Source organism: Saccharothrix deserti, from assembly GCF_009769385.1.
Taxonomy (GTDB): Bacteria; Actinomycetota; Actinomycetes; order Mycobacteriales; family Pseudonocardiaceae; genus Actinosynnema; species Actinosynnema deserti.
In genome coordinates, this window is the sequence record NZ_ML775959.1 from 97510 (window position 1) to 119472 (window position 21963).

The following is a 21963-nucleotide window of genomic DNA, read 5'->3' on the forward strand; positions in this document are numbered from 1 at the left end:
GCATGCGGCAGCGGGAGGGGTGGGGAACCGAACGCGCGCCGACGCTGTTTCGTCATGATGTTGGCGGTAACGGATGGGTGACGCAAGGGTTTCGACTGGAATTCGACTGCTGAGACGGTGGGCGAATGCGGACTTCGCGGTATGCCGTCGATGTGTTCGACGGCATACCGGCGCGCGGTTCGACAAATCAATCGAACGCATTCGACGATCCGGCCGTCGAACCGGATTGACCGGCGGTGCGAACCGCGAACCGCGATCAGCGGCGCGGTAGGACCCACGTTTGGGCCGCGGTGCCGTTGCAATCCCAGATCTGCAACCGGGTGAAGTTGTCCGAGAACCCGTTCCGCGCGTCCAGGCAACGGCCGGACTCGATGTTCACCAGCGCGCCGCCCGGCGCGGCACGCCATTGCTGCGCGGCCGTCCCGTTGCAGTCCCACAACTGCACCGGCGTGCCGGGATCGGTCCACCCGTTGGTGACGTCCATGCACTTGCCCAACGCGCGCAACGACCCGTCCGCGTCGAGTTTCCAGTCCTGCGCGCCCGTGCCGTTGCAGTCGAACAGCCAGACGACCGTCCCGTTCCCGGTGTTGGCCCCGTCCACGTCGACGCACTTGCCGGCGATGCCGGTCACCCGGTCGGCGGGACGCGGCGGCTGCCAGGTCTGCGCCGCACCACCCGCGCACGGCGCGAGCCGCAGCGCGCCGCCGGACGAGTCGAGGCACCGGTCACCGGACCTGAGCGGACCGCCGTCCGCCACCGTCCAGCGCTGCCCGGCGCAGTCGGCCAGCACGACCGCGTCACCGGACGGCGCCAGGCACCGGCCCAGCGCGCGCACCGTCCCCTCCGGCGTCACGGTCCACCGCTGCGCCGCCGTGCCGTTGCAACTCCACAGCTGCACGGGCGTGCCGGCGGCGTCGTCCGCGTCGGCCACGTCGAGGCACGACCCGGCGTTGACCACCTGTCCGGTGGCGCCGTTGGGAACCCGCTCGGCCTGCCGGTCCACCGCGCCGGTGAGCCGGATGTCGCGGGACGACTCGCCCACGGCGATCGTGTGCGAGCCGGGCGGCACCCGGAACGACCGCTCGGCCGGGTCCCAGATCGCGAACGACCGCCGGTCGAGGTCGACCGACACCCGCGTGGTGGCGCCGGCGGCCAGGCCGACCTTGGTGAACCCGCGCAGCTGCCGGGGCGGTTCACCGGCGTCGGCCGGGTGGCCCACGTACACCTGCGGCACCGCCGAGCCCGCGCGCCCGCCCGTGTTGGTCACGTCGAACGACACCGTCACCTCGTCACCGGACGACGTCACGGCCAGGCCGCCGTAGCGGAACGTCGTGTAGGACAGGCCGTGCCCGAACGGGAACAGCGGCGTGGTGCCGGTGGCGTCGTACCAGCGGTAGCCGACCCGGAGCCGTTCCGAGTAGTCGTAGACGCCGCCCGCGCCGGGGTACTGGGCGGGCGAGCTGATCGGGGTCGCGCCGAGGCCGGTCGGGAACGTCACCGGCAGCCGCCCGCCGGGCTCCGCCGCGCCGAACAGCACGTCCGCCAACGCGTGCCCGCCCTGCTCGCCGGGGTACCAGCTCTCCACCACGGTCTGCGCGGCCGGTAACCACGGCATGGTCACCGGGCCGCCGGTCTCCAGCACCACGACGGTGTCCGGGTTGGCCGTGGTGATCGCCGCGACCAGCTCGTCCTGGTTGCCGGGCAGGTCGATCGACGGGCGGTCCGCGCCTTCGGTGCTGTCGTCGCCGACGACGACCACGGCCACGTCGGCGGCCCGCGCCGCGTCCACCGCCCGTTGCAGCTCCGGGTCCGCGGCGGCCGGCGTGAACCAGCCGAAGCGGAGCCCGGCCTTGCCCGCCGCGTCGTAGTACTCGACCTGGACCCGGTGTCGCGCACCGCCCTGCAAGGTGATCGGCGCGGACCGGGTCTGCGTGTCGTGATCGCCCCAGTTGTCCACGACCAGGTTGCCGTCGAGGTAGACGCGGCTGCCGTCGTCGCTGGTGAGGGCCAGGTCGTAGGCGCCGGTCACGGGCACGGTCAGGGTGCCGGTCCAGCGGGCCGACCAGTGGTCCGCGGGCACGTTCGGCGCGGGTGCGCCGAGCGCCCAGTCGAAGTCGATCGAACCGTGCGCGGCGGACGCCACCGGCGCGCCGGCGAGGTCGTGGTTGGCGAAGTAGTCGGCGCGCAGGTCGGAGAACACGTCCGGCGGCACGGGGAACGGCGACGGCCGCGCGCCCGGCGTGTAGGTCAGGCCCTCGCCGACGCGGGCGCGCAGGCCGTCGAGCGGTTTCACCGTGTGCTCCGGGTACGGCGTCACGTACGAGCTGCCCTTGCCGCCGGTGTGCGCGATGTCGGCGTACCAGCCGGACACCGCGACGGTCCGTGCGGTCCCAGGTGTCAACGGCAGCAGCGAGCGGTCGTTCTTCAGCAGCACCGTGCCCGCCGCGGCCTGCCTGCGCGCGACCGCCGCGTGCGCGGCCGGGTCCACCACCGGACGCGGATCGCCGTCGAGCAGGCCGGTGCGGATCATCAGCCGCAGCACCCGCCGCACGTTCTCCTCCAACGCGGCACGCGCCAGGGCGCCGGACCGCACGGCGTCGGCGAGGCCCGCGTAGTGCGTCGACCCGCCGAACTCCTGGTCCAGACCGGCCAACGCGGACCGCACGCCGGAGTGCGTGGCCGGGTAGTCCGAGCCCACCGCGCCGTCGAAACCCCACCGGTCGCGGATGATGTCGTTGAGCAGCGGGAAGCTCTCGCACGCCCACGCGCCGTTGACCTGGTTGTAGGCGCACATCGCCGACCAGGCGCCGCCCTGCCGGACGGCGGTCTCGAACGCCGGCAGGTAGATCTCGCGCAGCGTCCGGTCGTCGACGGCGGACGACATGAAGAGCCTGCCGTCCTCCTGGTTGTTCGCCGCCACGTGCTTGACCTGGGCGGCGACCCGTTGCCGCTGCACGCCCGCGACGTAGCTCGCGGCCAACTGCCCGGCCAGGTGCGGGTCCTCGCCGTAGGTCTCGAAGTTCCGCCCGCCCTGCGGTATCCGGACGATGTTGACCATCGGCGAGTACAGCACCTGGTAGCCGCGCGCCTTGACCTCGCGGCCGACCAGATCGCCCGCCTCGGCGGCCAGCGCGCGGTCGAAGGTGGCGGCCATCGACACCGGCGCGGGCATCGCGGTCGCGGGCAGGCCGTCCCGGACGCCCGCGGGCCCGTCGGTGAGCCGCAACGGCGGGATGCCCAACCGCGGCACGCCCGCCACGTAACCGACCGCGTGCTCACCCGCCGGTGTGGTGATCCCGCGCAGCAACTGCACCTGCTCGTCCAGGGTCAGCTGCGGCAGCAGGATGTTCACCCGCTGCTCCAGCGGAACCGCCGCGTCACGCCAGGCCGGCGGTTGCGCGACGGCCTCCTGCGCCGGGCTCGCGCAGGCCGTGGCGATCAACGCCAGCGCGGCCGCGATGCGGACCAAGGCCGTGGTTCGACGTTCCCTCCGCCGCATGACGCCCCCTTGCGTCGGTGCGGACCGCGTCGGCATGTTCGCCGGTGGGCCCCGATCCACGGTAGATCGGTGATCTTCTAACACCGACCGCCATTCGAACGACATCAACCACAAGGCGCAAAACTCAACCCAGGAGGATGAATGGCCAGGGTGCTGAACGTCGTGGCGCACCACGACGACGACCTGTTGTTCTTAAGCCCGGATTTGCTGACGGATCTCCGCGACGGGGCTGTCGTGCGCACGGTATTCCTGGTGGCGTCGGACTACCACACGTATCCGACGTACATGCAGGAGCGGGAACTGGGTGTCCGCGAGGTCTATGCGTTCGCCGCGGGCATGACCGGCACGCCGTGGCGTTCGCACGCGTACTCGTGCGGGAACCTCTCGGCCACGCTCTGGACGTTGGGCGCACGCGTGTCGATCCTGGAGAACCGCCTGCCGGACAACGCCACCGCGCCACCCAACCGCCTGTGGCTGCTGTACGCGCGCAACCAGACGTCGACCGGCCGTCCGCTCGACCACGCGCCCGCCCAGACGACCGACCGCGCGAAGCTGGTCGACTACCTGCGCGCGGTGATCGCGGACTTCGCGCCGGACGTCGTCCGCACCACCGACCCGACCGCGGACCTGCACGGTCAGCACACGTCCGGGCGACCGTTGGAGGACTTCTACTTCCACCGCGACCACGTCGCCACGGCACGGCTGGTGCGGACCGCGTTGCCGGACGTGCCGTCGACACCGGAGGTCGTCTACTACCGCGACTACACGATCCGCGACGAGCCCGCCAACCTGGACGCGGGCGACGCGGCGTTCAAGCGGGCGGCGTTCCAGACCTACGCGGTGCACGACGTCGACATCTGCCCGAACGGAGCGGTGAACTGCCCGCCGCCGGGCGGGTTCTACGACGGGCTGCTGAGCCGCCAGTACCGCGCCGACGCGGGGTGGGTCGGCGACCTGGTCGTGCCGCTGCCGGCGGACGACCCGGCCGAGTCGTGGCCGGTGACGGGCAGCCACCACACCGTGCGCAACCGGGCCACGGGGCTGGAGTTGGCCGTGGAGAACGCGTCGACGGCCGACGCCGCGCCGATCATCGGCTGGCCGCACACCGGAACGCCGAACCAGCGGTGGCGGTTCGAGGCCAACCCGCAGGGCTGGGAGCTGGTCGCGAGCCACAGCGACAAGTCGCTCGACCTGCCCGAGTCGAGCCCGGTCGCGGGCGTGCAGGCGATCCAGTTCCAACGCCTGGGCGGCGTCAACCAGACCCTGCGCGTGCGCGGCAACCCCACCGCCGGCTACCGGTTCGTGTTCGCGCACTCCGGGTTGGCGCTGTCCGTGAGCGGCGCCGCGGGCGCGCCGGTCGTCCAGCAACCGGTCGGTCCCTCGGCGAACCAGATCTGGGACGTCGAACCCGCCTGACTTTCGCCGGGAGCCTTTCAGCCGGTCGACTCCGCTTTCCCTCGAAATTGAGCGTGGTCACAAATGTGAACATTCGCGGGAATCATTGGGCCGAGGAGCGGATCGACCCGCGTGAATCCCGCTGATATGACCATGACATGACGAGAACAGCAGTCGTGACCGGTGGCGGGACGGGTATCGGCAAGGCGGTGGCGGCCGAATTGGTCAAGCAGGGCCTGGACGTCGTGGTCACCGGCAGGCGCGCGGACGTCCTCACCGCCGCCGCGGCGGAGATCGGCGCACGGCCGGTGGTGTTCGACGCCGCCGACCCGGCGCAGGTCCAGGCGGCGTTGGCGGAGTTGCCCGAACGCGTTGACGTGCTGGTCAACAACGCGGGCGGCAACACGGCCCGCCGCCGTCCCGCGCCGGAGGGGTTGGCGGACGTGCGCGAGCTGTGGCTGGCGAACTTCGAGGCCAACGTGCTCAGCGCCGTGCTGGTGACCACTGCCCTCGAACCGCGCCTGGCCGACGACGCCAGGGTGGTGACGATGGGCTCCATCGCGGCCCGTCGCGGTTCGGCGAGTTACGGCGCGGCGAAAGCGGCGATCGAGGCGTGGACCGCGGACCTGGCGTTCGGGTTGGGCGGTCGGGGCATCACGGTCAACGTCGTCGCGCCCGGTGTCACCGAGGAGACCGAGTTCTTCGGCGGCACGCTGTCCGAGGAACGACGCAGGAAACTCGTCGGCCACCCCGCCAACGGCCGCACCGGCAAGCCGGTCGACGTCGCCGCCGCGGTCACGTTCCTGACGTCACCGGAAGCGGGCCACATCACCGGCCAGGTCATCGGCGTCAACGGGGGCGCCGGCCTGGGCCGCTGACCCCCGACCGGCCGGTAGAACGCCGTGGCACGTGGTCGCGTGTTCACCACGCGCCACGGCGTTCTCGCCGTGCTAGGCGGTCGGTTTGACGGCGGCGAGGCGTTCGACGGTGCCGAGCTTGAGGCGTTCGCTGCGCTGCACGGTGAAGCCGGCCTCGCGGACGAGCGGCAGCGGGCGGCGGGTCTGGTGGTCGCCGAGCATCCGCACGGTGATCTTGTCGAGCAGGCGCTGGACCAGGTTGACCGGTGTGCGGTCGCTGCCGACGTGGTCGAGGAGCAGGAGCTTGCCTCCCGGGCGCAGCACCCGGTGCATCTCGGCGATCGCGGCGCGGTCGTCGGGGACGCCGCACAGCCCGAGCGTGCAGACGACGGTGTCGAACGACGCGTCGGCGAACGGGAGGGCCTGGGCGTCACCCTCGCGCAGGGTGACGTCGAGGCCGAGTTCGGCGGCACGGGCGCGGGCCCGGTCGAGCATGGCGGGGCTGAAGTCGAGGCCGGTCACCCGGACGCCGGGCGGGTAGTGCGGCAGGTTGAGGCCGGTGCCGATGGCGACTTCCAGCACGTCGCCCTCGGCCCGCGAGCACACCCACTCCCGGCCGCCGCCGAACTGGAGCCGCTCGAACAGGTCGACGTCGCGGTCGTACCTGGGCGCGTACTTGTTCCACTTGGCGCGAAGGTGCTCGTCCACAGCGGTCCTCCCGAGGGGCGCGGCCGGTTCATCGTCGCCGAACCCTGGCACGAACGGCTGAACACGGCCCGCTGTCGCGCTTCACCGTCACCACCGTGGGTGCATGCGGGTGTGCGTGTTCTGCGGCTCGTCCAGCGGACGGGTGCGGCATGTCGAGGTCGCCGGGCAGGTCGGCCGCACGTCGGCCGAGCGCGGGATCGAGGTCGTGTACGGCGGCGGGCGGGTCGGCACGATGGGAGCGCCGGCCGACGGCGCTTCGGCGATTACCGACCCCTGACTGCACCTGGTCCGAGGACAACTCCTTGCCGTGATCGGTAGCGTGTCAAGCACGACGGTTGTCGCGCCATCCGGGGGGAGCAGGCGATGAACATCGACCATTGGCAGCACAGACTCACGGAGCTGTGCGAGGCGCACCAGGTACCCGGCGCTTCGCTGGCCGTGCTGGTCGACGGCGAGATCCACGAGTGCGCGACCGGAGTGCTGCACCGCGGCACCGGTGTCGAGGCCACCACGGACTCGTTGTTCCAGATCGGCTCGATCACCAAGCTCTACACCTCGACCCTGATCATGCAGCTGGTCGCCGAAGGCAGGCTGGACCTCGACGCGCCGGTGGTCTCCGTGCTGCCGGAGTTCGCCGTTGCCGACCCCGTCGCCACGAAGACCGTCACCACCCGCCAGCTGCTGTGCCACACCAGCGGTATCGACGGTGACTTCTTCTACGACACCGGGCGCGGGGACGACTGCCTGGCCGCGTACGTCGCGGCGTGCGCCGGGCTCGGCCAGAACCACCCGCCGGGCGTCACGATGTCGTACTGCAACAGCGGGTTCACCGTGCTCGGCCGGATCATCGAAGTGCTCACCGGTCAGGTCTGGGACGTCGCGCTGCGGGAACGCCTCCTCATCCCGCTGGGCGCGCACAGCACGATGACCCTGCCCGACGACGTGCTGAGGTTCCGCGCGGCCCTGGGGCACATCGGGGAACCCGGTGAGGAACAAGTGCCCGCACCCGTGTGGGGTCTCAACCGCTCCGCGGGCCCGGCCGGGACCATCAACGCCACCGCCGCCGACGTCGTCCGCTTCGCCCGCCTGCACCTGGACGGCGGCCGGGCGCCGGACGGCACGCGGATCCTCGGCGTCGAACACGTGGCCGCCATGCGCCAACCGCAGGTGGACGTGCCGGTCCGAGAGGCTTTCGGTTCGCAATGGGGCCTCGGCTGGGTCCTCTACGACTGGCCCGGTGGCCGCGTCATCGGTCACGACGGCGCGACGATCGGGCAGAAGGCGTACCTGCGGGTGGTGCCGGAGGCCAGGGTCGCGGTCGCGCTGCTCACCAACGGCGGCGTGCCCGCCGAGGTCTGCCAACGGCTGTTCACCGAACTGCTGACCGAGCACGCCGGCGTCGCCGTGCCGCGTTTCGCCCCACCGGCCGAGCCGCCCGCGGTGGACGTCACCCGGCACGTCGGCCGGTACCTGCGCGAGGGCTACGACGTCGAGGTGACCGACCGCGACGGCGTGCTGCACCTGCGCGGCGAGAACACCGGCGAGCTCGCCCAGATCAACCCGGTGATCCACCTGGACCTCGTGCCGCTGGACGAGTGCCTGTTCGCCGGACGGCGCAACGAACACGAACCGTGGCTGCCGGTGCTCTTCTACTCGCTGCCCGACGGTTCGCCCTACCTGCACTTCGGCATGCGTGCGGCGCCCAAGGTGGATCACGGCCGGCGGTGAAGTGTCCTTTTCGGATGTATTGCCCGGCGGGCAGGAGGAGCGTGGCGCGCGTTTCGTCGGGCATCGAACCGAAACCAGGCCGGCACAACCACGAAGATCCAGGTTTGGCTGCGACCACCCGAAAGAGACAATGCGGCGGTCTTGTGGTCATGGATCGGACGGGCTTAGCGTGGATGTTCGTCGATCACAGTCCGGTTAAGGGGTGTGGGGGTCGACCGAATATGTCAACCGTTCACGACGTTCGTGTCAGACACGAGGACGAGTTGCTCGCGTTGCCCGGCGTTGTCGGTGTGGCGGACACGACCGAGGCCGGGCGTGCCGCGATCCAGGTGTTCGTGGCCAACGACGACGATCGCGCGCTCATTCCGGAGCGGATCGAGGGTTACCCGATCGACATTATCCTCACCGGCGAGATCGACGCACAGGGATAGATCTTCCTCCTCAATGGTGATGGAGCATGCTCATGTTCGAGCAAGAACGGATGAAACTGCCTGAAGGTGCACACCTCGGCGCGGACGCGCAGTACAACATCGCCGACCAGCTGTTGAACCCGGCCGGGCCGCGGGCGAACGTGGTCGGGTTCGGACTCGGGGTGAAGTGGCGTGAGAACGAACCCACCGGGGACACGTCGGTGGTGGTTCTGGTCCGGCACAAGGTGCCCCAGGAAGATCTGATCGACCGCGACAAGATCCCGGAGCAGCTCGAGGACATGCCCACCGACGTGCTGGCCGTCGGTGACCTGGTCGCCCAGCGCACCCTCGCACCGCAGGCCGGACGCGCGGCGTTCGAGTTGTCGCCCACCCTGGTGGACGGGTTCCGCCGCGAGGACCTGGTGGCCGCACCGCCGGTGGCCCGGGTCGCACCCGAGGTCGCGCCGATGGCGCTGACGCGCCGGATGCGGCCCTGCCCGTCCGGGTTCTCCATCGGCAACACCGCGGTCACCGCAGGCACCCTCGGCGGCGTCGTGTACGACTTCCTGCCCGGTGCCGGCGCCAACCCGCCCACCGTGGGCATCGGCGTGCCACAGCGGTTCTACGTGCTGTCCAACAACCACGTGCTGGCCGCGTCCAACGCCGCGGCGATCGGCAGCGCCATCGTCCAGCCAGGCACCTTCGACGGCGGCACCGACCCGGCCGACCGGATCGCGACCCTGTCCCGGTTCGTGCCGATCCAGTTCGACCCGCCGATCCCGCGCGACCAGCACCGCAACCTGGTCGACGCCGCGATCGCCGAGTGCACCTTCGACATCGCCAGCCGCGAGATCTACTTCAACGGCGCCCCGCGGGCCTGGGTGCGCAAGGGCGGGCTGCGAGCAGGTGACCTGGTCCGCAAGACCGGCCGCACCACCAACTGCACCACCGGGCGGGTGCTCGTCACCAACGCCACCGTCGAGGTCAACTACGACGGCGGCCGAGTGGCCCGGTTCCTCAACCAGGTCGTCACCACCGCCATGTCCGCCGGCGGCGACTCCGGCAGCCTCGTCACCGACCTGGACAACAACGCCGTCGGCCTGTTGTTCGCCGGCAGCGGTGCCGTCACCATCCTCAACCACTACGAGGACGTGCGAAGCCTGCTCCAGGTCGAGATCGCCGAACGGATCGAACTCCAACCGCGTCGCTGACACGACCACACCCGGCACTGCGCCGCGGTGGAGTGGAGATCCGATGCGGGAAGCCCGGTGATCACCAGGATCACCGGACTTCCCGCGTTCAGGATCTCCACCGCGGCGAACCCTCGTCGTCCGCTTTCTCTCAGGGGAACGGCCACCCGTTGGGACGGCACACCTTGCCGTCCACCGGGATCACCACGCCCTGCGGCACGCCCGCGATGATGGTGGCGACCTCGTCGTTCGACGTGCTGAACGTCTGCTGCATCATCACCGGCGCGAGCCCGCCGTGCGCCGCACAGGGCCGGTGGCCTTCACCCAGCGCGTGCCCGACCTCGTGGTTGACCACGTAACGGCGGTACGAGGTCAGGTCGCCGTCGAACGCGACCGCGCCACGCACCCAGCGGGCCGCGCTGAGGTGCACCAGGCCGCCGTTGCGGCAGGACACGTCCACCGGGATCTCGTAGCCGCACACCGCGCGGGCGGTGTTCTGCGAGGTCAGCCGAATGCGGATGGCCGCCTGCCCGGACACCCGCCGGAACGCCACGTCACCGCGTTTCGTCCAGCCGCGCGGGTCGGACAGCGTCTCCTGCACGAACTCGCCGAACGCCTCCTCGTCGAACACCACGCCGTCCTCGACCTCCACCGCGTACGTGCGCACGTACCCCGTCCCGACGACCGGCGACGAGCCTGGCACGGCGTGGAACGTCCCGCTGCCGTCCGCCGGGATCGGGTCGCCGTCGGGCAGGTCGGAACTGGACGCGTAGATCCGCTTGGTCGTGGTGGTGGTCGTTGTCGTTGTCGTTGTCGTTGTCGTTGTCGGGGGAGCAGTCGTGGTGGTCGCCTGGGTGGTGGTGACAGCGGACTGGGCGGTGGTGCGTTCACCCGCGAGCTGGAAGCTGGTCAACACCAGAGCGGTGACGGCGCAGGCGAGCAGGACCGTGCGGACCTTCATGCCCCCAAGATCGAGAAGAAGTGTGAAGAACCTGTTGTCGTCCTGCTCGATGGCCGTGAAGGTCGGCATACTCGCGGTCGTGTGCGCCCACATCCTCGTCGCCGAGGACAACCCCCACCAGGCCGAACTCGTCCGCCGCTACCTCGAGCACGACGGGCACTCGGTGGTGGTCGTGCACGACGGCCGGTCCGCGATCGACGAGGCGCGCAGGCGCAACCCGGACCTGCTGGTGCTGGACGTGATGATGCCCGCGGTGGACGGGCTGGACGTGGTCCGCGTGCTGCGCGCCGATTCGGACGTGCCGATCGTGCTGCTCACCGCGCGGTCGGCCGAGGACGACGTGCTGCTCGGGTTCGACCTGGGCGCGGACGACTACGTGACCAAGCCGTTCCGGCCGCGCCAACTCGTCGCGCGGGTACGCACGATCCTGCGCCGCGCCGGACACGCCCGCTCCACGAACGCCGCCGTGCTGACGGTCGGCGACATGGTGGTCGACCCGATCCGGCACGAGGTCACGTTGGCGGGCGAGCCGGTGAGCCTGACACCGATGGAGTTCCGCCTGCTGTCTACGCTGGCCGCCCAGCCGCACCGCGTGTTCACCCGAGGCCAACTGCTCCAGGACGGCTTCACCACCGAGCGGACCGTGGACGTGCACATCGTCAAGCTGCGCCGCAAGATCGAGCAGGACCCGCGCCGCCCGCGTCGGCTGCTGACCGTCTACGGGATCGGGTACAAGCTCGTATGAGTCTGCTCTTCCGCTTCTTCGCGGTGTCGCTGCTGATCGCCGGCTCGTCGATCGCCGTCACCGCCTGGCTCGCCACCCAGACCACCACCGGCAGCATCCGGCAGGAGCAGGGCGAGGCACTGGCCACCGACGCCTCGATCTACGACCGGCTGCTCGGGTACGCGGCGGTCAACCCGCGCTGGTCGGACGTTCAGTCCACAGTGGACACCATCGCGCGGGAGACCGGCCGGCGGATCGCGTTGACCACGTGGGACCGCACGACCATCGCGGACTCCGGTGACGAGGGCTCACCGCAGCTCCCGGTCAACCCCACCGTGGTGGTCGATCCGCTGAACGTGAATCCGGTGCTCAAACCCGTCGAGGTGGACGAGATCGACCCGCGCGCCGTCGGCCCGTTCAAGCTCACCCGGGAGGAGAGCGACAACCTGCGCGCACGGGCACAGATGGTCGCCGATTGCGACGGGCGGACCGTCGTCATGGAGCCGAGCGGACGTCCGGTGCTGGTGCGGCAGAACCCGAGGACGCAGTTCGCGGACTGCGAGGTCGACGAGCTGCTGTACGAGCCGACGGAGACGGAGCGGAAGGCGAGCGGCGAACTGATCGAGTTGCTCCAGGACTGCCTCAGTCGCTCGAACATCGAGCTGTCCCCCTTGCCGTGGATGAACCTCACCACGCCCGAGTGGTACCGCTCGCCACGGGTGCACGAGACGCCCGAGGAGGCCGCGTGCCTGGCCTCCGCACGACGGGAACAGCTCACCCAGTACGTCGCGCCGCCCGCCCTGATGTTCCTGACCGCCCCGACCGGAGCGGAACCGCCGACGGTCGACCTGTCCACGGCGGGCGTCACCCGCATCACGTGGACGGCGCTCGGCATCCTCGCCCTGGCCGGGCTCGCCTCCTGGCTGACGGCGAACCACCTGGTCCGGCCGATCCGCGCGCTCACCGCCGCCACCCGGCGGATGGGCGCGGGCGACCGGGAGGTCCGGGTGACGGCGGCCAAGGGCGAGATCGGCGGGCTGGCCCGGTCGTTCAACACGATGTCGGCCAAGCTCGCCGACACCGAGCGGCAACGGCAGGCGCTGGTGGGCGACGTCGCGCACGAGCTGCGCACGCCGTTGAGCAACGTCACCGGGTGGCTGGAGGCGGCCCAGGACGGTGTCGCGGCGACCGACCAGCGGCTGGTGGCGCTGCTGTTGGAGGAATCGCTCGTGCTGCAACGCCTCGTGGACGACCTGCACGACCTGGCGCAGGCCGACGCGGGCACGTTGCGCCTGCACGCGGAGCCGATCGACGCGGCCGACGTGGTCGAGCAGGTGGTGGCCGCGCACGCGACGAACCGCGAGGTCACCGTCACCGCGCGGACCGAGGGGGAGCTGTTCCTGGTCGCCGACCCGGTGCGGCTGCGCCAGGCGGTGGAGAACCTGGTCACCAACGCGATCCGCTACACGCCGGCGGGCGGCACGGTGTCCGTCGAGGGCAGGCTCGACCAGGGGGTCGTGATCGAGGTGGTCGACACCGGCGTCGGCATCGCGCCGGACGACCTGCCGCACGTGTTCGACCGGTTCTGGCGGGCCGACAAGTCCCGCAGCCGCACGACCGGCGGCAGCGGCCTGGGGCTGGCGATCACCCGGCACCTGGTGGAGGCGCACGGCGGGACGGTGTCGGTGACGAGCGAACCCGGTGCGGGCTCGACGTTCCGCATCACGTTGCCCACGCCGTGAGTCAGTCCTTGACGGTGATGCCGAGCGTCTGGGCGAACACCGGGGCCAGGTCCAGCGCCTGGGTGAAGCTGATCGTCGCGCCCCGGAGCGAGTCGCAGCCGTTGCGGATGCCCAGCTCGGCGGCGTCGCGCAGGTCCACCTTCTTCAGCTTCACCTGCTCGAACCGGATGTCCTCGAGCGTCGAGCCGGGGAACGAGACGTTGGTGAGTTCCGCTTCGGTGAAGTCCACGTCGCGCAGGATGCTGTTCACGAAGGTGACGTCGCGCAGCGTGGCGCCGCGCAGGTTGACCGAGACCAGCTTGCAGCCGAAGAACGTCACCCGGCTCATCCCGGACTCGAACATCGCCACCCCGGCGAAGGCGGTGTTCACGATTTCCGCGTCGAGCCAACCGGTTTCCGCCAGGTCGGTCCCCATGACCTGGACCCCGTGCAGCCAGACGTCGTTGAACCGGGCCCGTCGGAGCGACCCGTCGGTGATCCTGACGGTGGAGAGCGCCGATTCGCTGAACCTCGCGTTGCCCGCCGCGGGCGCCGGGAACTCGCGGTCGGAGAAGTGGGCGACGTTGTAGTCGCCGCCGGGCTCCAGGTCCTCGTGGTCTTCGAGGTACGAGGCGAAGGGCAGGTCCGCCAGGGCCCTGGGTTCCAGCATGCGGTCGATCGTAACGAACCGCGTGGTTTACGCCGGTGACGCGGTCTGTGGTCGATCGATGACGGTCGGTACTCGACCGCGTGGCGGTGCGCACACACGCATATGGAAACGATAACCATCTTGCTAGGTTCACGGGGTTCCGTCACCCGACCCTTGGACGACCCGTGCGCCATCGCATTCCCCTGTCCGCCGCTGTCGCGGCCGCCTGTGCCCTCCTGCTGACCGGGTGCTTCGCCGCCCAGAACGGGGCGACCGCGGACCCGTCCGGTGGGCGGATCAAGCTCGCGATGCTGCAACCCCCGCGTTCCGGCCTGACGCCGTTCAGCGACGACGCCTTCAAGCTCTCGCGCTGGTCCACCGCGGAAACGCTGGTCACCCTCGACGCGGACGGCAACGCGCAGCCCGGCCTCGCCACCGGGTGGAAGCGGACGTCCGACAACGCCTGGGAGTTCACCATCCGCCAGGGGGTGACCTTCCACGACGGCAGCGCGTTGACCCCGGCGGCCGTCACCAACACCCTCACCCGCGCCACCGCCGCGTCGCCCAAGCCGCGCATCCTCGACGGCGTGCAGCTGACCGCGCAGACGTCGGGGGACAAGGTGGTCGTCACCACCGGCGCCTCCGACCCGCTGGTGCCGCAACGCCTGTCCTCGCCGCAGCTCGCGATCCTCGCCGAGAGCGCTTACCGCGCGGACGGGAAGGTCGACCCGGTCGGCACGGGCACCGGTCCGTTCAAGCTGGTCGCGGTGAACGGGACGACGACGGCCACGCTCGACCGCTACGACGGCTACTGGGGGACGAAGGCCAACGCCGCGGGCATCGACGTCTCGTTCGTGCCCGACGGCACCGCCCGCGCCGCCGCGATCCGCAGCGGCGAAGCGCACATCGCGGAGGCCGTGCCGGTCTCGCAGGCCTCGCTGCTCGACCCGGCGACGATCACCGAAGTGCCGATGCCGCGCACCAACACCCTGTACCTGAACACGAAGGCGGGACCGTTCCAGGACCGGGGTTTGCGTGCCGCCGTACGTGAGGCGATCAACCCGGAGGAGATCGTCGGCGGCGTGTACGAGAACCGGGCCGACGTCGCCGCCGGACTGCTCGGGCCCGCGCTGCCCTGGGCCGCCGAGGGGCGTACCGCGGTGACCCGCACGCCCGGCGCCGCCCCGAAGGGCACCGCGATCACCCTCGCCACCTTCTCGGACCGCGCCGAACTGCCCGAGGTCGCCTCGGTGCTGCAACAGCAGCTGGAGGACGCCGGTTTCACCGTGACCCAGGTCGTCCGCGAGTACGCGCACGTCGAGGAGGACGCGCTCGCCGGGAAGTTCGACGCGTTCATCCTGTCCAGGGCGACCGTGCTCGACTCCGGTGACCCCGTCGCGTACCTGCAGTCCGACTTCACCTGCGAGGGCTCGTTCAACATCGCCCAGCTGTGCGACGGTGACGTGGACGCCGCCGTGAAGAAGGCCTCCGCCACCGAGGCGGGCGACCAGCGCCGTGCGGCGATCCTGGCGGCCGAGGCGGCGGTGCTGAAGACCGACGCCGCGATCCCGATGCTGCACGAACGCGTCATCCAGGGTGACGCGACCTCGGTGGTCGACGCGGCCAAGGACCCGCGTGAGAGGACGTTGATCACGTCCGCGACCCGGCTGCGGTGACCGCGCTGTCGTCGGCCCGCGCGGGCGTGCTGATCGCCCGCGCCGGTGGGCTCGCCGCCGTCGTCGCCGTGATCGGGCTGCTGCCCTGGCTGTCCGGACGCGACCCGGCGCTGTCGGTGCTGCGCGCCCGTTCCGCCGAGCAGGAGCCGACGGTGGAGGCGCTGGAGTCCGTGCGCCGCGAACTCGGCCTGGACGCCGGTCCGGTGGCGTTGTTCGGCGACTGGCTGGGCGGTGTGCTGCGCGGAGACCTCGGCCGGTCGTGGGTCGACGGCGCGGAGGTGCTGCCCGGCGTGCTGGCGGCGTTGGGTGTGTCGCTGACGTTGATGGGCGCGGCGCTGGTCGTCGCGCTGCTGCTGGCTGGTGGGCTGTGCGCGTCGACGTTGGTGCGGGGTGCGCGGGGGACTGCGCGCGGGGGCACCGGTGCGGTGGCGGCCGTGCTCGCGGGGCTGCCCGAGTTCCTGCTCGCCACGCTGTTGCTGGTGGTGCTGTCGGTGTGGCTGGGCTGGCTCCCGCCTTACGGCTGGCAGGGGCCGCAGCACCTGGTGCTCCCGGCGTTGGCGTTGGGCATCCCGGCGGGCGGCGTCCTGGGACGGCTGGTGGACGACGCGCTGCCCGCAGTCTTCGAGGAGCGGTGGGTGGTGTTGTGGCGGTCCTGGGGGTGTTCGCCCGCCGTCATCGGACGGGCCGCGGTGCGCCGGGCGTTGCCCGCCGTGCTACCGCAGTTCGGGCTGGTCGCGGTCGGGCTGACCGGGGGAGCGGTGGCGGTGGAGGTGGTGTTCGCCGTGCCGGGCCTCGGCCGCACCGCGTTGGGTTCCGCCGAGTCCCAGGACCTGCCGCTGCTGCAAGGTTCCGTGCTGGCGCTCGTGCTGCTCGGGTTGGTGGGCGGGGTGCTCGTGGCCGGTGTCCGGCGTCGGATGCTCGGGCCGGCGCTGCGTGACGCCGCGCTGTCCGCACCGCCGCCGGTGCGGGTTCCCGCGGGGCGGCTGCACCGCGTGGTCGTGGCGGTCAGCGCCGCCGTGCCGGCGGCCGTCATCTGCTGGGGCCTGCTGGGGGAGCCGTTGCGGCTGAACGCCGTCGCCCGGCTTTCGCCGCCGAGTTGGGCGCACCCGTTGGGCACCGATTCGCTGGGACGTGACGTGCTGGCCAGGGTGGGGCACGGGGCGGCGGCGACGCTCGCCGTCACGCTGCTCGTGTGCCTGGTCTCGTTCGTGGTGGCCATGGCCATCGGCTTCCTGCCGGGCCTGGCCGAGGGCGCCGCCGAGACCGCGAACGCCGTACCGCCGGTGATCGCGGGCATTCTGGTGGCGGCGATCGTCGGCCCCGGCCCGGTCGGCGCGTCCATCGCGGTCGCCCTGGTCTCGTGGCCGGCGCTCGCCTCCCACGCGGCGGCCCTGGTGCAGGAAATCAGAGCCACCACCCACATCGAAGCCCTGCGTGCGCTCGGGGCCGGGCCGACGTGGATCCTGACCCGTCACGTCCTGCCGGCGGTGGCGGGCCCGGTCGCCCGGCACGCCGTCCTGCGGCTGCCCGGCATCGCGTTGGCGCTCGCGTCGTTGGGTTTCCTGGGGTTGGGCGCCCAGCCACCCGCGCCGGAGTGGGGCCTGATGCTGGCGGAGTCCCTGCCGTACCTGGAACGCGCCCCGTGGGCGGCTCTCGCTCCGACGGCGATGCTGCTGTTCCTGGCGACGCTGGCGGTCTCGCTGTCCACCCTGCCAACGCCTCCGACCGGGGATCGACGGGCCGTGCGGCACCGGGGCCGCCGTCTGGTCACCGGCGGACGTGCGTATCCGGTGCGAATGTCGGGTCGATAAAAGCGTTGCATTCCCCGGCGGGCGACGTGCATGCTTGCGGCACACCACAGCGAAAGGGCGGGAGTCATGGCGGACATGCGGAAGCGAGGGTTGCAGCGCTTGCGGCAAAGCGCCGCGAACGTCGCCGTGTGTTCCCTCGCCGACCGGCTCCGGCTCGACCTCACGTGGCAGCAGGCGCTGCCGAGCTGCGCGGACTCCCCATGATGACGTAATTCTCGTCATGTCGAGGGAGCCGCCCATCGGGAGACCGATCCGGGCGGCTTCTTTGTTTCCCGCACCCTGAAATCGTTTTTCTCCTGCGTCGTACGCGGTTCTAGCCCAATCGGTAGAGGCGTCTGGTCGAGGGCCAGTCCAGTCGGGGTTCGACTCCCCGGAACCGCACGAGTTCCCAGCCCCTGTAGCCCAACGGAAGAGGCAACGCGCTCAGAACGCGTCCGGTCCGGGTTCGAATCCTGGTGGGGGCACGCACGATCCCGGTTGGTGTAGTCGGCAGCACGGCGGATTTTGGATCCGTCCAGCCCAGGTTCGAACCCTGGACCGGGAGCTGCCCGAGCACCACCCGGTGCCCGTTGGTCCAGTTGGCACGGACACCGCGTTCTGACCGCGGAGACCGAGGTTCGAACCCTCGACGGGCAGCAAGGCCCCTGTGGCGGAACGGGAGACGCGCGCGGCTCAAACCCGCGTACCGGCAGCGGTGTGCAGGTTCGACTCCTGCCAGGGGCACTTCACAGCATGTCGAGGATGCCGAGGAAGGCCGTCGCCGCGGGCGTGCGGCTGACGCGGCTCCAGATGATGTACTCGACGCGGGCCGGGGCGTCGGTGACCTCGATGGTGGTCACGCCGGTGAGCTGGGGCACGTAGGCGGAGGGGAACATCGCGACGCCTAAACCCTGCTCCACCAGGCGGGCTATGAGGTCTGCGCTGGTCACCTCGAAGACGACGTCGCGGTTGAGACCGGCGGCTGAGAAGGCCAGGTCGGATTGGGTGCGTCCGGCCGTCTTGGCCGGCAAGTCCACGAACACCTCGGAGGAGAGCCTGCGGAGGTCGACCGCCGGTTCTCCGGCGAGGGGGTGGTCCGGCGCGACCACGGCGACGAGTCGGTCACGGGCGAGCTCACGGGCGTTGACCCCTTCGAGTCGCGCTGTGGTCGGCATCCCGAGGAAGGCCACTTCGATGGCTCCTTCCTTGACCTGGTCGACGAGGTCCTCGCTCGCGCCCACGCGCAGGCTGATGCGCACGTACGGGTACCGCCGGCGGAACTCGCGCAGGGCACCCGGGATGTCGACCGCGGCGACGGTGGGGATCAGGCCGACGGCGAGCCGTCCGCGCACCTCGCCGACAGCCGCGGCGACCTCGACCACTGCGCGCTCGGCGGCGTCCAGGCACTGACGGGCGGCGGGGAGGAACGCCGCACCGGCCGCTGTCAGCCGCACCCGGCGGCTGGTGCGCTCGAAGAGCTTCGCGCCCAGTTCCCGTTCCAGGCGCGCGATCTGGTGGCTGAGCGCGGACTGGACGACCAGACACCGTTCGGCGGCCCGGGTGAAGCTGTTCGTCTCGGCGACGGCGATGACGTAGCGCATCTGCTGGAGCTCCATGGATCTATCTTGCATCGAGATCGATGGGGTGACCAACATGTGTTGGACTCATTGATCGATTCCCGTGAGACTGCGATGTGGCGGGTCGAGCACAGAGGGTTCCCGGCGAAGCCGGCAGTGGTGTTCCCGGGGAAATCCGCCTCGCACCGTCTCCCGAGTTCCGCAGGTCTCCAACGTGAGGACGAACCGATCATGAACAGCACGCCATCAATGCGGCAGGCGACCAGCGTCGCTGATACGTGGTTCGATCCACGCTGTCCGTGGGCGTGGATCACCACCAGTTGGCTGCTGGAGGTCGAACAGGTGCGATCCATCGAACTGCGTTTTCACGTGATGAGCCTCTCGGTGCTCAACGAGGGGCGGGAAGTGCCGGAGAAGTACAAGCGGGGGATGATCGAGGGCTGGGGGCCGGTGCGCGTTTGCATCGCGGCCGAGCAGCAGCACGGTCCCGAGGTGCTGCGACCGCTCTACATCGCCATGGGAACCCGGATTCACCACGAGAAGGCCGGCTTGGGGCGGGACATGATGCTCGCCGCCCTCGCCGATTCCGATCTGCCGGCAGAGCTCATCGAGGCGGCGGACGATCCCGAATACGACAAGGCGCTGCGCGAGAGTCACCACGCCGGCATGGACCCCGTCGGCCCCGACGTCGGCACTCCCGTCATCCACGTCCCTGGTTCCGACGGTGAACGCATCGCGTTCTTCGGGCCGGTAGTCTCCCCCGCCCCGCGAGGCGAGGCCGCCGGCCGCCTCTGGGACGGTGTCCTCGCCGTGGCAGGCACCGACGGCTTTTTCGAACTCAAGCGCAACCGCACCCGCGACCCCGTCTTCGACTAGCGCACCCGGGCGGGCTTGTCGCCGCACTACACGGGTGGGCGACCCCGCCTGGGCGTATCGCCGCCGTCGGTAACCGCTATTCGGAGCTGCGGGTAGTGACCTCCGCTATCAAGGAATGGTCGAACGTGAACGCATACATGTTGCCCGGCGCCGGTGACTCCGGCGACGGGTACTTCGGCACGGAGGGCGGCGCGGCATGAAGAGCGGCCACCAACTCCTCACCTCGGGTGTGACGGCGCTGGCACCGGCGGTCTGGGGAAGCGTCTACCTGGTGACGACCGAGTTTTTGCCGCCGGACCGCCCGCTGCTGGCCACCACCGTGCGGACGCTTCCCGCGGGCCTGATCCTGCTGGCCTTCTTCTCCCGCAAGCTGCCGACCGGGATATGGCTGTGGCGCACCCTGGCGGTCGGAGCGCTCAACATCGGCGCGTTCAACTTCCTGATGTTCGTCGCGGCCTATCGCCTACCGGGCGGTGTGGCAGCCATCATCATGGCGATACAGCCGATGATCGCACTGGTCCTGGGGGCGCTGCTCTTCAAGGACAAAATTCGGTTCGCGCACGTGGTGGCCTGCGTCCTCGGGGTGGTCGGTGTCGTGCTGGTCGCGTTCAGAGGGGCGGTGGCACTGGATTTCGTCGGTGTGCTGGCGTCACTGGGCGCGGCGGCCTGCCTGGCTTTCGGCATCTCGCTGACCAAACTGTGGGGACGCCCGGACGGGGTGGGGCTGCTTCCCTTCACCGGCTGGCAGTTGGTCGCAGGCGGACTCGTGTCGTTGCCCTTCATGGTGACCGTCGAAGGGCTGCCGAGCACCATCACCGGAACCAACGTCATCGGGTTCGTCTATCTCATCTTCCTGGGCGCGGTCATCAGTTATGTGATCTGGTTCCGCGGGATCGAGAGGTTGCCGGTACTGGCGATCTCCTTCCTCGCCCTGTGCAGTCCGATCGTCGCAACCCTCCTCGGATATGTGTTCCGGGACGAGACGTTGTCGATTCTGCAACTGGTCGGGATCCTCGTGATCCTCACTGCCGTGCTGCTCGCGCAACCCCGACCGGTCAAGCCGCGGGCGACCGACCCCCACGACCCTCCTGACAGTGACAACCCCGCAGTACCCGAACCGACGTCACCGCGGACAGCGGAAGACGAGCCCGCGGTCGACCGACGACTGCGTCAGTAGAGAGGACGTATGCGATGACAACCCAGAACGACCAGTACGCCAAGATCGGCGACAAGTACACTGACTTCAAGGACACCGCGCCGCTCTCCGGCCCGGAGCAGTACAACGTCTTCAAGAACCTGGGCGAGCTGAAGGACGCCAGTGTCCTCGACCTCGCCTGCGGGCACGGGCACTACACCCGGCTGATCAAGCAGGCGGGTGCGCGGGAGGTGGTCGGTGTCGACCTGTCGCCCGTCATGGTCGACCTGGCGAGGAAAACCGAGGACGAGCAGCCGCTGGGCATCACCTACCACGTGGGTGACGCCGTGGACCTGCCGACGTTAGGCAAGTTCGACCTGGTGAGCGCGGTCTGGTTGCTCAATTACGCGACGACCAAGGACGAGTTGACGGCGATGCTGCGCGGAATCCACCGCAATCTCGTTCCGGGGGGCCGGTTCGTCGCGGTCACCGTGTCGCCCGACTTCGACCCGCACGGGCCCGAGTTGGACGCATACGGGATCCGGGTGGTGTCCGAGACCCTGTTCGAGGACCGTGGCGCCGTGACCATGGACCTCATCGGCGCCAACGAGACCTCGACGATCACGACGTCGCGCTGGACCCAGGAGGCGCTCGCGGAGTGCCTGTCGGCGGCCGGCTTCACCTCGTACGGCTGGCACGTTCCCGAGGTTCCCGAGGAGTCCGTGCAGCGCTTCGGCGACGCCTTCTGGAACAACTACCGGAGCAACCCGAACACGGGCTTTCTCGTCGGGACCCGTACGGCGGCGGACCTGGAGCCGGGTGCGGAATAGCCCTCCCACGGCGGCGGGTGAGCGGTGGGCAACCGGGCGGGATGCGCGGTTGCCCACCCCCGTCGTGTGTGCGGAGAGTCCCGAGAGCTGGGAAGGAAGAGCATGCGGCTGGGCGGAGTCCTCGTGACCGTCGGTGCCGGGCTGCTCGCGCAACCCGACAGGTCAAGTCACGAGGACTCCGCCCTCACGGCCCCTGACAGCGACAACCTCGCGGCACCGGTTGCCCGTGGCCTACCG

At 70.5% G+C, this 21963-nt stretch carries 19 protein-coding genes and 5 tRNA genes; 19 read left to right on the forward strand and 5 right to left on the reverse strand.

Annotation, left to right across the window (positions count from 1 at the left end):
• Positions 1-256: 256 nt before the first annotated feature.
• Entirely contained in the window at positions 257-3499 is a 3243-nt protein-coding gene (locus tag FM051_RS51380) for a glycoside hydrolase family 3 C-terminal domain-containing protein (RefSeq protein WP_158839387.1), read from the reverse strand.
• A gap of 141 nt (positions 3500-3640) precedes the next feature.
• On the opposite strand from FM051_RS51380, the gene FM051_RS00325 reads away from it, so the two are divergent.
• Both FM051_RS00325 and FM051_RS00330 read left to right on the forward strand, forming a co-directional pair.
• Positions 3641-4915: an RICIN domain-containing protein gene (locus tag FM051_RS00325; protein WP_158839389.1), complete on the forward strand. Its 1275-nt coding sequence runs from the start codon at positions 3641-3643 to the stop codon at positions 4913-4915.
• 137 nt (positions 4916-5052) lie between these two features.
• Entirely contained in the window at positions 5053-5772 is a 720-nt protein-coding gene (locus FM051_RS00330; protein WP_158839391.1) for an SDR family NAD(P)-dependent oxidoreductase, read from the forward strand.
• Positions 5773-5844: 72 nt separating this feature from the next.
• Here the strand turns inward: FM051_RS00330 and FM051_RS00335 are convergent, their stop codons facing one another.
• Positions 5845-6459, reverse strand: coding sequence for a class I SAM-dependent methyltransferase (locus FM051_RS00335; RefSeq protein ID WP_158839393.1), 615 nt, complete (start codon positions 6457-6459; stop codon positions 5845-5847).
• Between the two features lie 103 nt (positions 6460-6562).
• Between FM051_RS00335 and FM051_RS00340 the strand changes: the two genes are divergently transcribed.
• From FM051_RS00340 to FM051_RS00355, 4 genes are all read left to right on the forward strand, one after another.
• A complete protein-coding gene (locus FM051_RS00340) occupies positions 6563-6736 on the forward strand; it encodes a hypothetical protein (RefSeq protein WP_158839395.1) in 174 nt (57 codons plus the stop codon).
• Positions 6737-6822: 86 nt separating this feature from the next.
• A complete protein-coding gene (locus tag FM051_RS00345) occupies positions 6823-8187 on the forward strand; it encodes a serine hydrolase domain-containing protein (protein ID WP_158839397.1) in 1365 nt (454 codons plus the stop codon).
• 263 nt (positions 8188-8450) lie between these two features.
• Positions 8451-8618, forward strand: a complete 168-nt coding sequence (locus FM051_RS00350) for a hypothetical protein (protein WP_158839399.1) — start codon at positions 8451-8453, stop codon at positions 8616-8618.
• Between the two features lie 32 nt (positions 8619-8650).
• Entirely contained in the window at positions 8651-9808 is a 1158-nt protein-coding gene (locus tag FM051_RS00355; RefSeq protein WP_238412004.1) for a S1 family peptidase, read from the forward strand.
• Between the two features lie 130 nt (positions 9809-9938).
• Here the strand turns inward: FM051_RS00355 and FM051_RS00360 are convergent, their stop codons facing one another.
• The gene (locus FM051_RS00360; RefSeq protein ID WP_158839401.1) at positions 9939-10748 is read right to left on the reverse strand and encodes a DUF3152 domain-containing protein; all 810 of its coding nucleotides are present in this window, start codon (positions 10746-10748) and stop codon (positions 9939-9941) included.
• Between the two features lie 79 nt (positions 10749-10827).
• Between FM051_RS00360 and FM051_RS00365 the strand changes: the two genes are divergently transcribed.
• Positions 10828-11493: a response regulator transcription factor gene (locus tag FM051_RS00365; protein WP_158840010.1), complete on the forward strand. Its 666-nt coding sequence runs from the start codon at positions 10828-10830 to the stop codon at positions 11491-11493.
• Positions 11490-13214, forward strand: coding sequence for a sensor histidine kinase (locus FM051_RS00370; protein WP_158839403.1), 1725 nt, complete (start codon positions 11490-11492; stop codon positions 13212-13214). Before FM051_RS00365 ends, FM051_RS00370 begins: the two co-directional genes overlap by 4 nt.
• A gap of 1 nt (position 13215) precedes the next feature.
• Here the strand turns inward: FM051_RS00370 and FM051_RS00375 are convergent, their stop codons facing one another.
• The gene (locus tag FM051_RS00375; RefSeq protein ID WP_158839405.1) at positions 13216-13863 is read right to left on the reverse strand and encodes a pentapeptide repeat-containing protein; all 648 of its coding nucleotides are present in this window, start codon (positions 13861-13863) and stop codon (positions 13216-13218) included.
• 164 nt (positions 13864-14027) lie between these two features.
• Between FM051_RS00375 and FM051_RS00380 the strand changes: the two genes are divergently transcribed.
• From FM051_RS00380 to FM051_RS00410, 7 genes are all read left to right on the forward strand, one after another.
• Positions 14028-15518, forward strand: coding sequence for an ABC transporter substrate-binding protein (locus FM051_RS00380; protein WP_158839407.1), 1491 nt, complete (start codon positions 14028-14030; stop codon positions 15516-15518).
• A complete protein-coding gene (locus FM051_RS00385) occupies positions 15515-17329 on the forward strand; it encodes an ABC transporter permease subunit (protein ID WP_238412006.1) in 1815 nt (604 codons plus the stop codon). The genes FM051_RS00380 and FM051_RS00385 overlap by 4 nt, the downstream gene beginning before the upstream one ends.
• 307 nt (positions 17330-17636) lie before the next feature.
• Positions 17637-17710, forward strand: a tRNA-Leu gene (locus tag FM051_RS00390).
• A 10-nt stretch (positions 17711-17720) separates the two neighbouring features.
• Positions 17721-17793: transfer RNA gene (locus tag FM051_RS00395), tRNA-Leu, on the forward strand.
• A gap of 7 nt (positions 17794-17800) precedes the next feature.
• A tRNA-Gln gene (locus FM051_RS00400) sits at positions 17801-17873 on the forward strand.
• A gap of 19 nt (positions 17874-17892) precedes the next feature.
• Positions 17893-17965: transfer RNA gene (locus FM051_RS00405), tRNA-Gln, on the forward strand.
• A gap of 4 nt (positions 17966-17969) precedes the next feature.
• Positions 17970-18052, forward strand: a tRNA-Leu gene (locus FM051_RS00410).
• A gap of 2 nt (positions 18053-18054) precedes the next feature.
• Here the strand turns inward: FM051_RS00410 and FM051_RS00415 are convergent.
• Positions 18055-18924: a LysR family transcriptional regulator gene (locus FM051_RS00415; protein ID WP_158839409.1), complete on the reverse strand. Its 870-nt coding sequence runs from the start codon at positions 18922-18924 to the stop codon at positions 18055-18057.
• A gap of 192 nt (positions 18925-19116) precedes the next feature.
• Between FM051_RS00415 and FM051_RS00420 the strand changes: the two genes are divergently transcribed.
• From FM051_RS00420 to FM051_RS00430, 4 genes are read left to right on the forward strand one after another with little or no spacing between them, the layout of a single operon-like run.
• Positions 19117-19761, forward strand: a complete 645-nt coding sequence (locus FM051_RS00420) for a mycothiol-dependent nitroreductase Rv2466c family protein (RefSeq protein WP_238412008.1) — start codon at positions 19117-19119, stop codon at positions 19759-19761.
• 56 nt (positions 19762-19817) lie between these two features.
• Complete coding sequence (locus FM051_RS53870; protein WP_420803559.1) at positions 19818-19961, forward strand: uracil phosphoribosyltransferase; 144 nt, start codon at positions 19818-19820, stop codon at positions 19959-19961.
• On the forward strand, positions 19958-20938 hold the full coding sequence (locus FM051_RS00425; protein WP_158839411.1) for an EamA family transporter: 981 nt from the start codon (positions 19958-19960) through the stop codon (positions 20936-20938). Before FM051_RS53870 ends, FM051_RS00425 begins: the two co-directional genes overlap by 4 nt.
• Positions 20939-20952: 14 nt before the next feature.
• The gene (locus FM051_RS00430; RefSeq protein WP_158839413.1) at positions 20953-21726 is read left to right on the forward strand and encodes a class I SAM-dependent methyltransferase; all 774 of its coding nucleotides are present in this window, start codon (positions 20953-20955) and stop codon (positions 21724-21726) included.
• Positions 21727-21963 lie beyond the last annotated feature (237 nt).

What these genes read in the sequence shown, in the direction of transcription:
- FM051_RS00340 (WP_158839395.1), top strand. Translation starts at nt 6,563, where the DNA reads ATGCGGGTGTGCGTGTTCTGCGGCTCGTCCAGCGGACGGGTGCGGCAT.
- FM051_RS00355 (WP_238412004.1), top strand. Translation starts at nt 8,651, where the DNA reads ATGTTCGAGCAAGAACGGATGAAACTGCCTGAAGGTGCACACCTCGGC.
- FM051_RS00415 (WP_158839409.1), bottom strand. Translation starts at nt 18,924, where the DNA reads ATGGAGCTCCAGCAGATGCGCTACGTCATCGCCGTCGCCGAGACGAAC.
- FM051_RS00360 (WP_158839401.1), bottom strand. Translation starts at nt 10,748, where the DNA reads ATGAAGGTCCGCACGGTCCTGCTCGCCTGCGCCGTCACCGCTCTGGTG.
- FM051_RS00375 (WP_158839405.1), bottom strand. Translation starts at nt 13,863, where the DNA reads ATGCTGGAACCCAGGGCCCTGGCGGACCTGCCCTTCGCCTCGTACCTC.
- FM051_RS00345 (WP_158839397.1), top strand. Translation starts at nt 6,823, where the DNA reads ATGAACATCGACCATTGGCAGCACAGACTCACGGAGCTGTGCGAGGCG.
- FM051_RS00330 (WP_158839391.1), top strand. Translation starts at nt 5,053, where the DNA reads ATGACGAGAACAGCAGTCGTGACCGGTGGCGGGACGGGTATCGGCAAG.
- FM051_RS00420 (WP_238412008.1), top strand. Translation starts at nt 19,117, where the DNA reads ATGAACAGCACGCCATCAATGCGGCAGGCGACCAGCGTCGCTGATACG.
- FM051_RS00430 (WP_158839413.1), top strand. Translation starts at nt 20,953, where the DNA reads ATGACAACCCAGAACGACCAGTACGCCAAGATCGGCGACAAGTACACT.
- FM051_RS51380 (WP_158839387.1), bottom strand. Translation starts at nt 3,499, where the DNA reads ATGCGGCGGAGGGAACGTCGAACCACGGCCTTGGTCCGCATCGCGGCC.
- FM051_RS00370 (WP_158839403.1), top strand. Translation starts at nt 11,490, where the DNA reads ATGAGTCTGCTCTTCCGCTTCTTCGCGGTGTCGCTGCTGATCGCCGGC.
- FM051_RS00425 (WP_158839411.1), top strand. Translation starts at nt 19,958, where the DNA reads ATGAAGAGCGGCCACCAACTCCTCACCTCGGGTGTGACGGCGCTGGCA.
- FM051_RS00325 (WP_158839389.1), top strand. Translation starts at nt 3,641, where the DNA reads ATGGCCAGGGTGCTGAACGTCGTGGCGCACCACGACGACGACCTGTTG.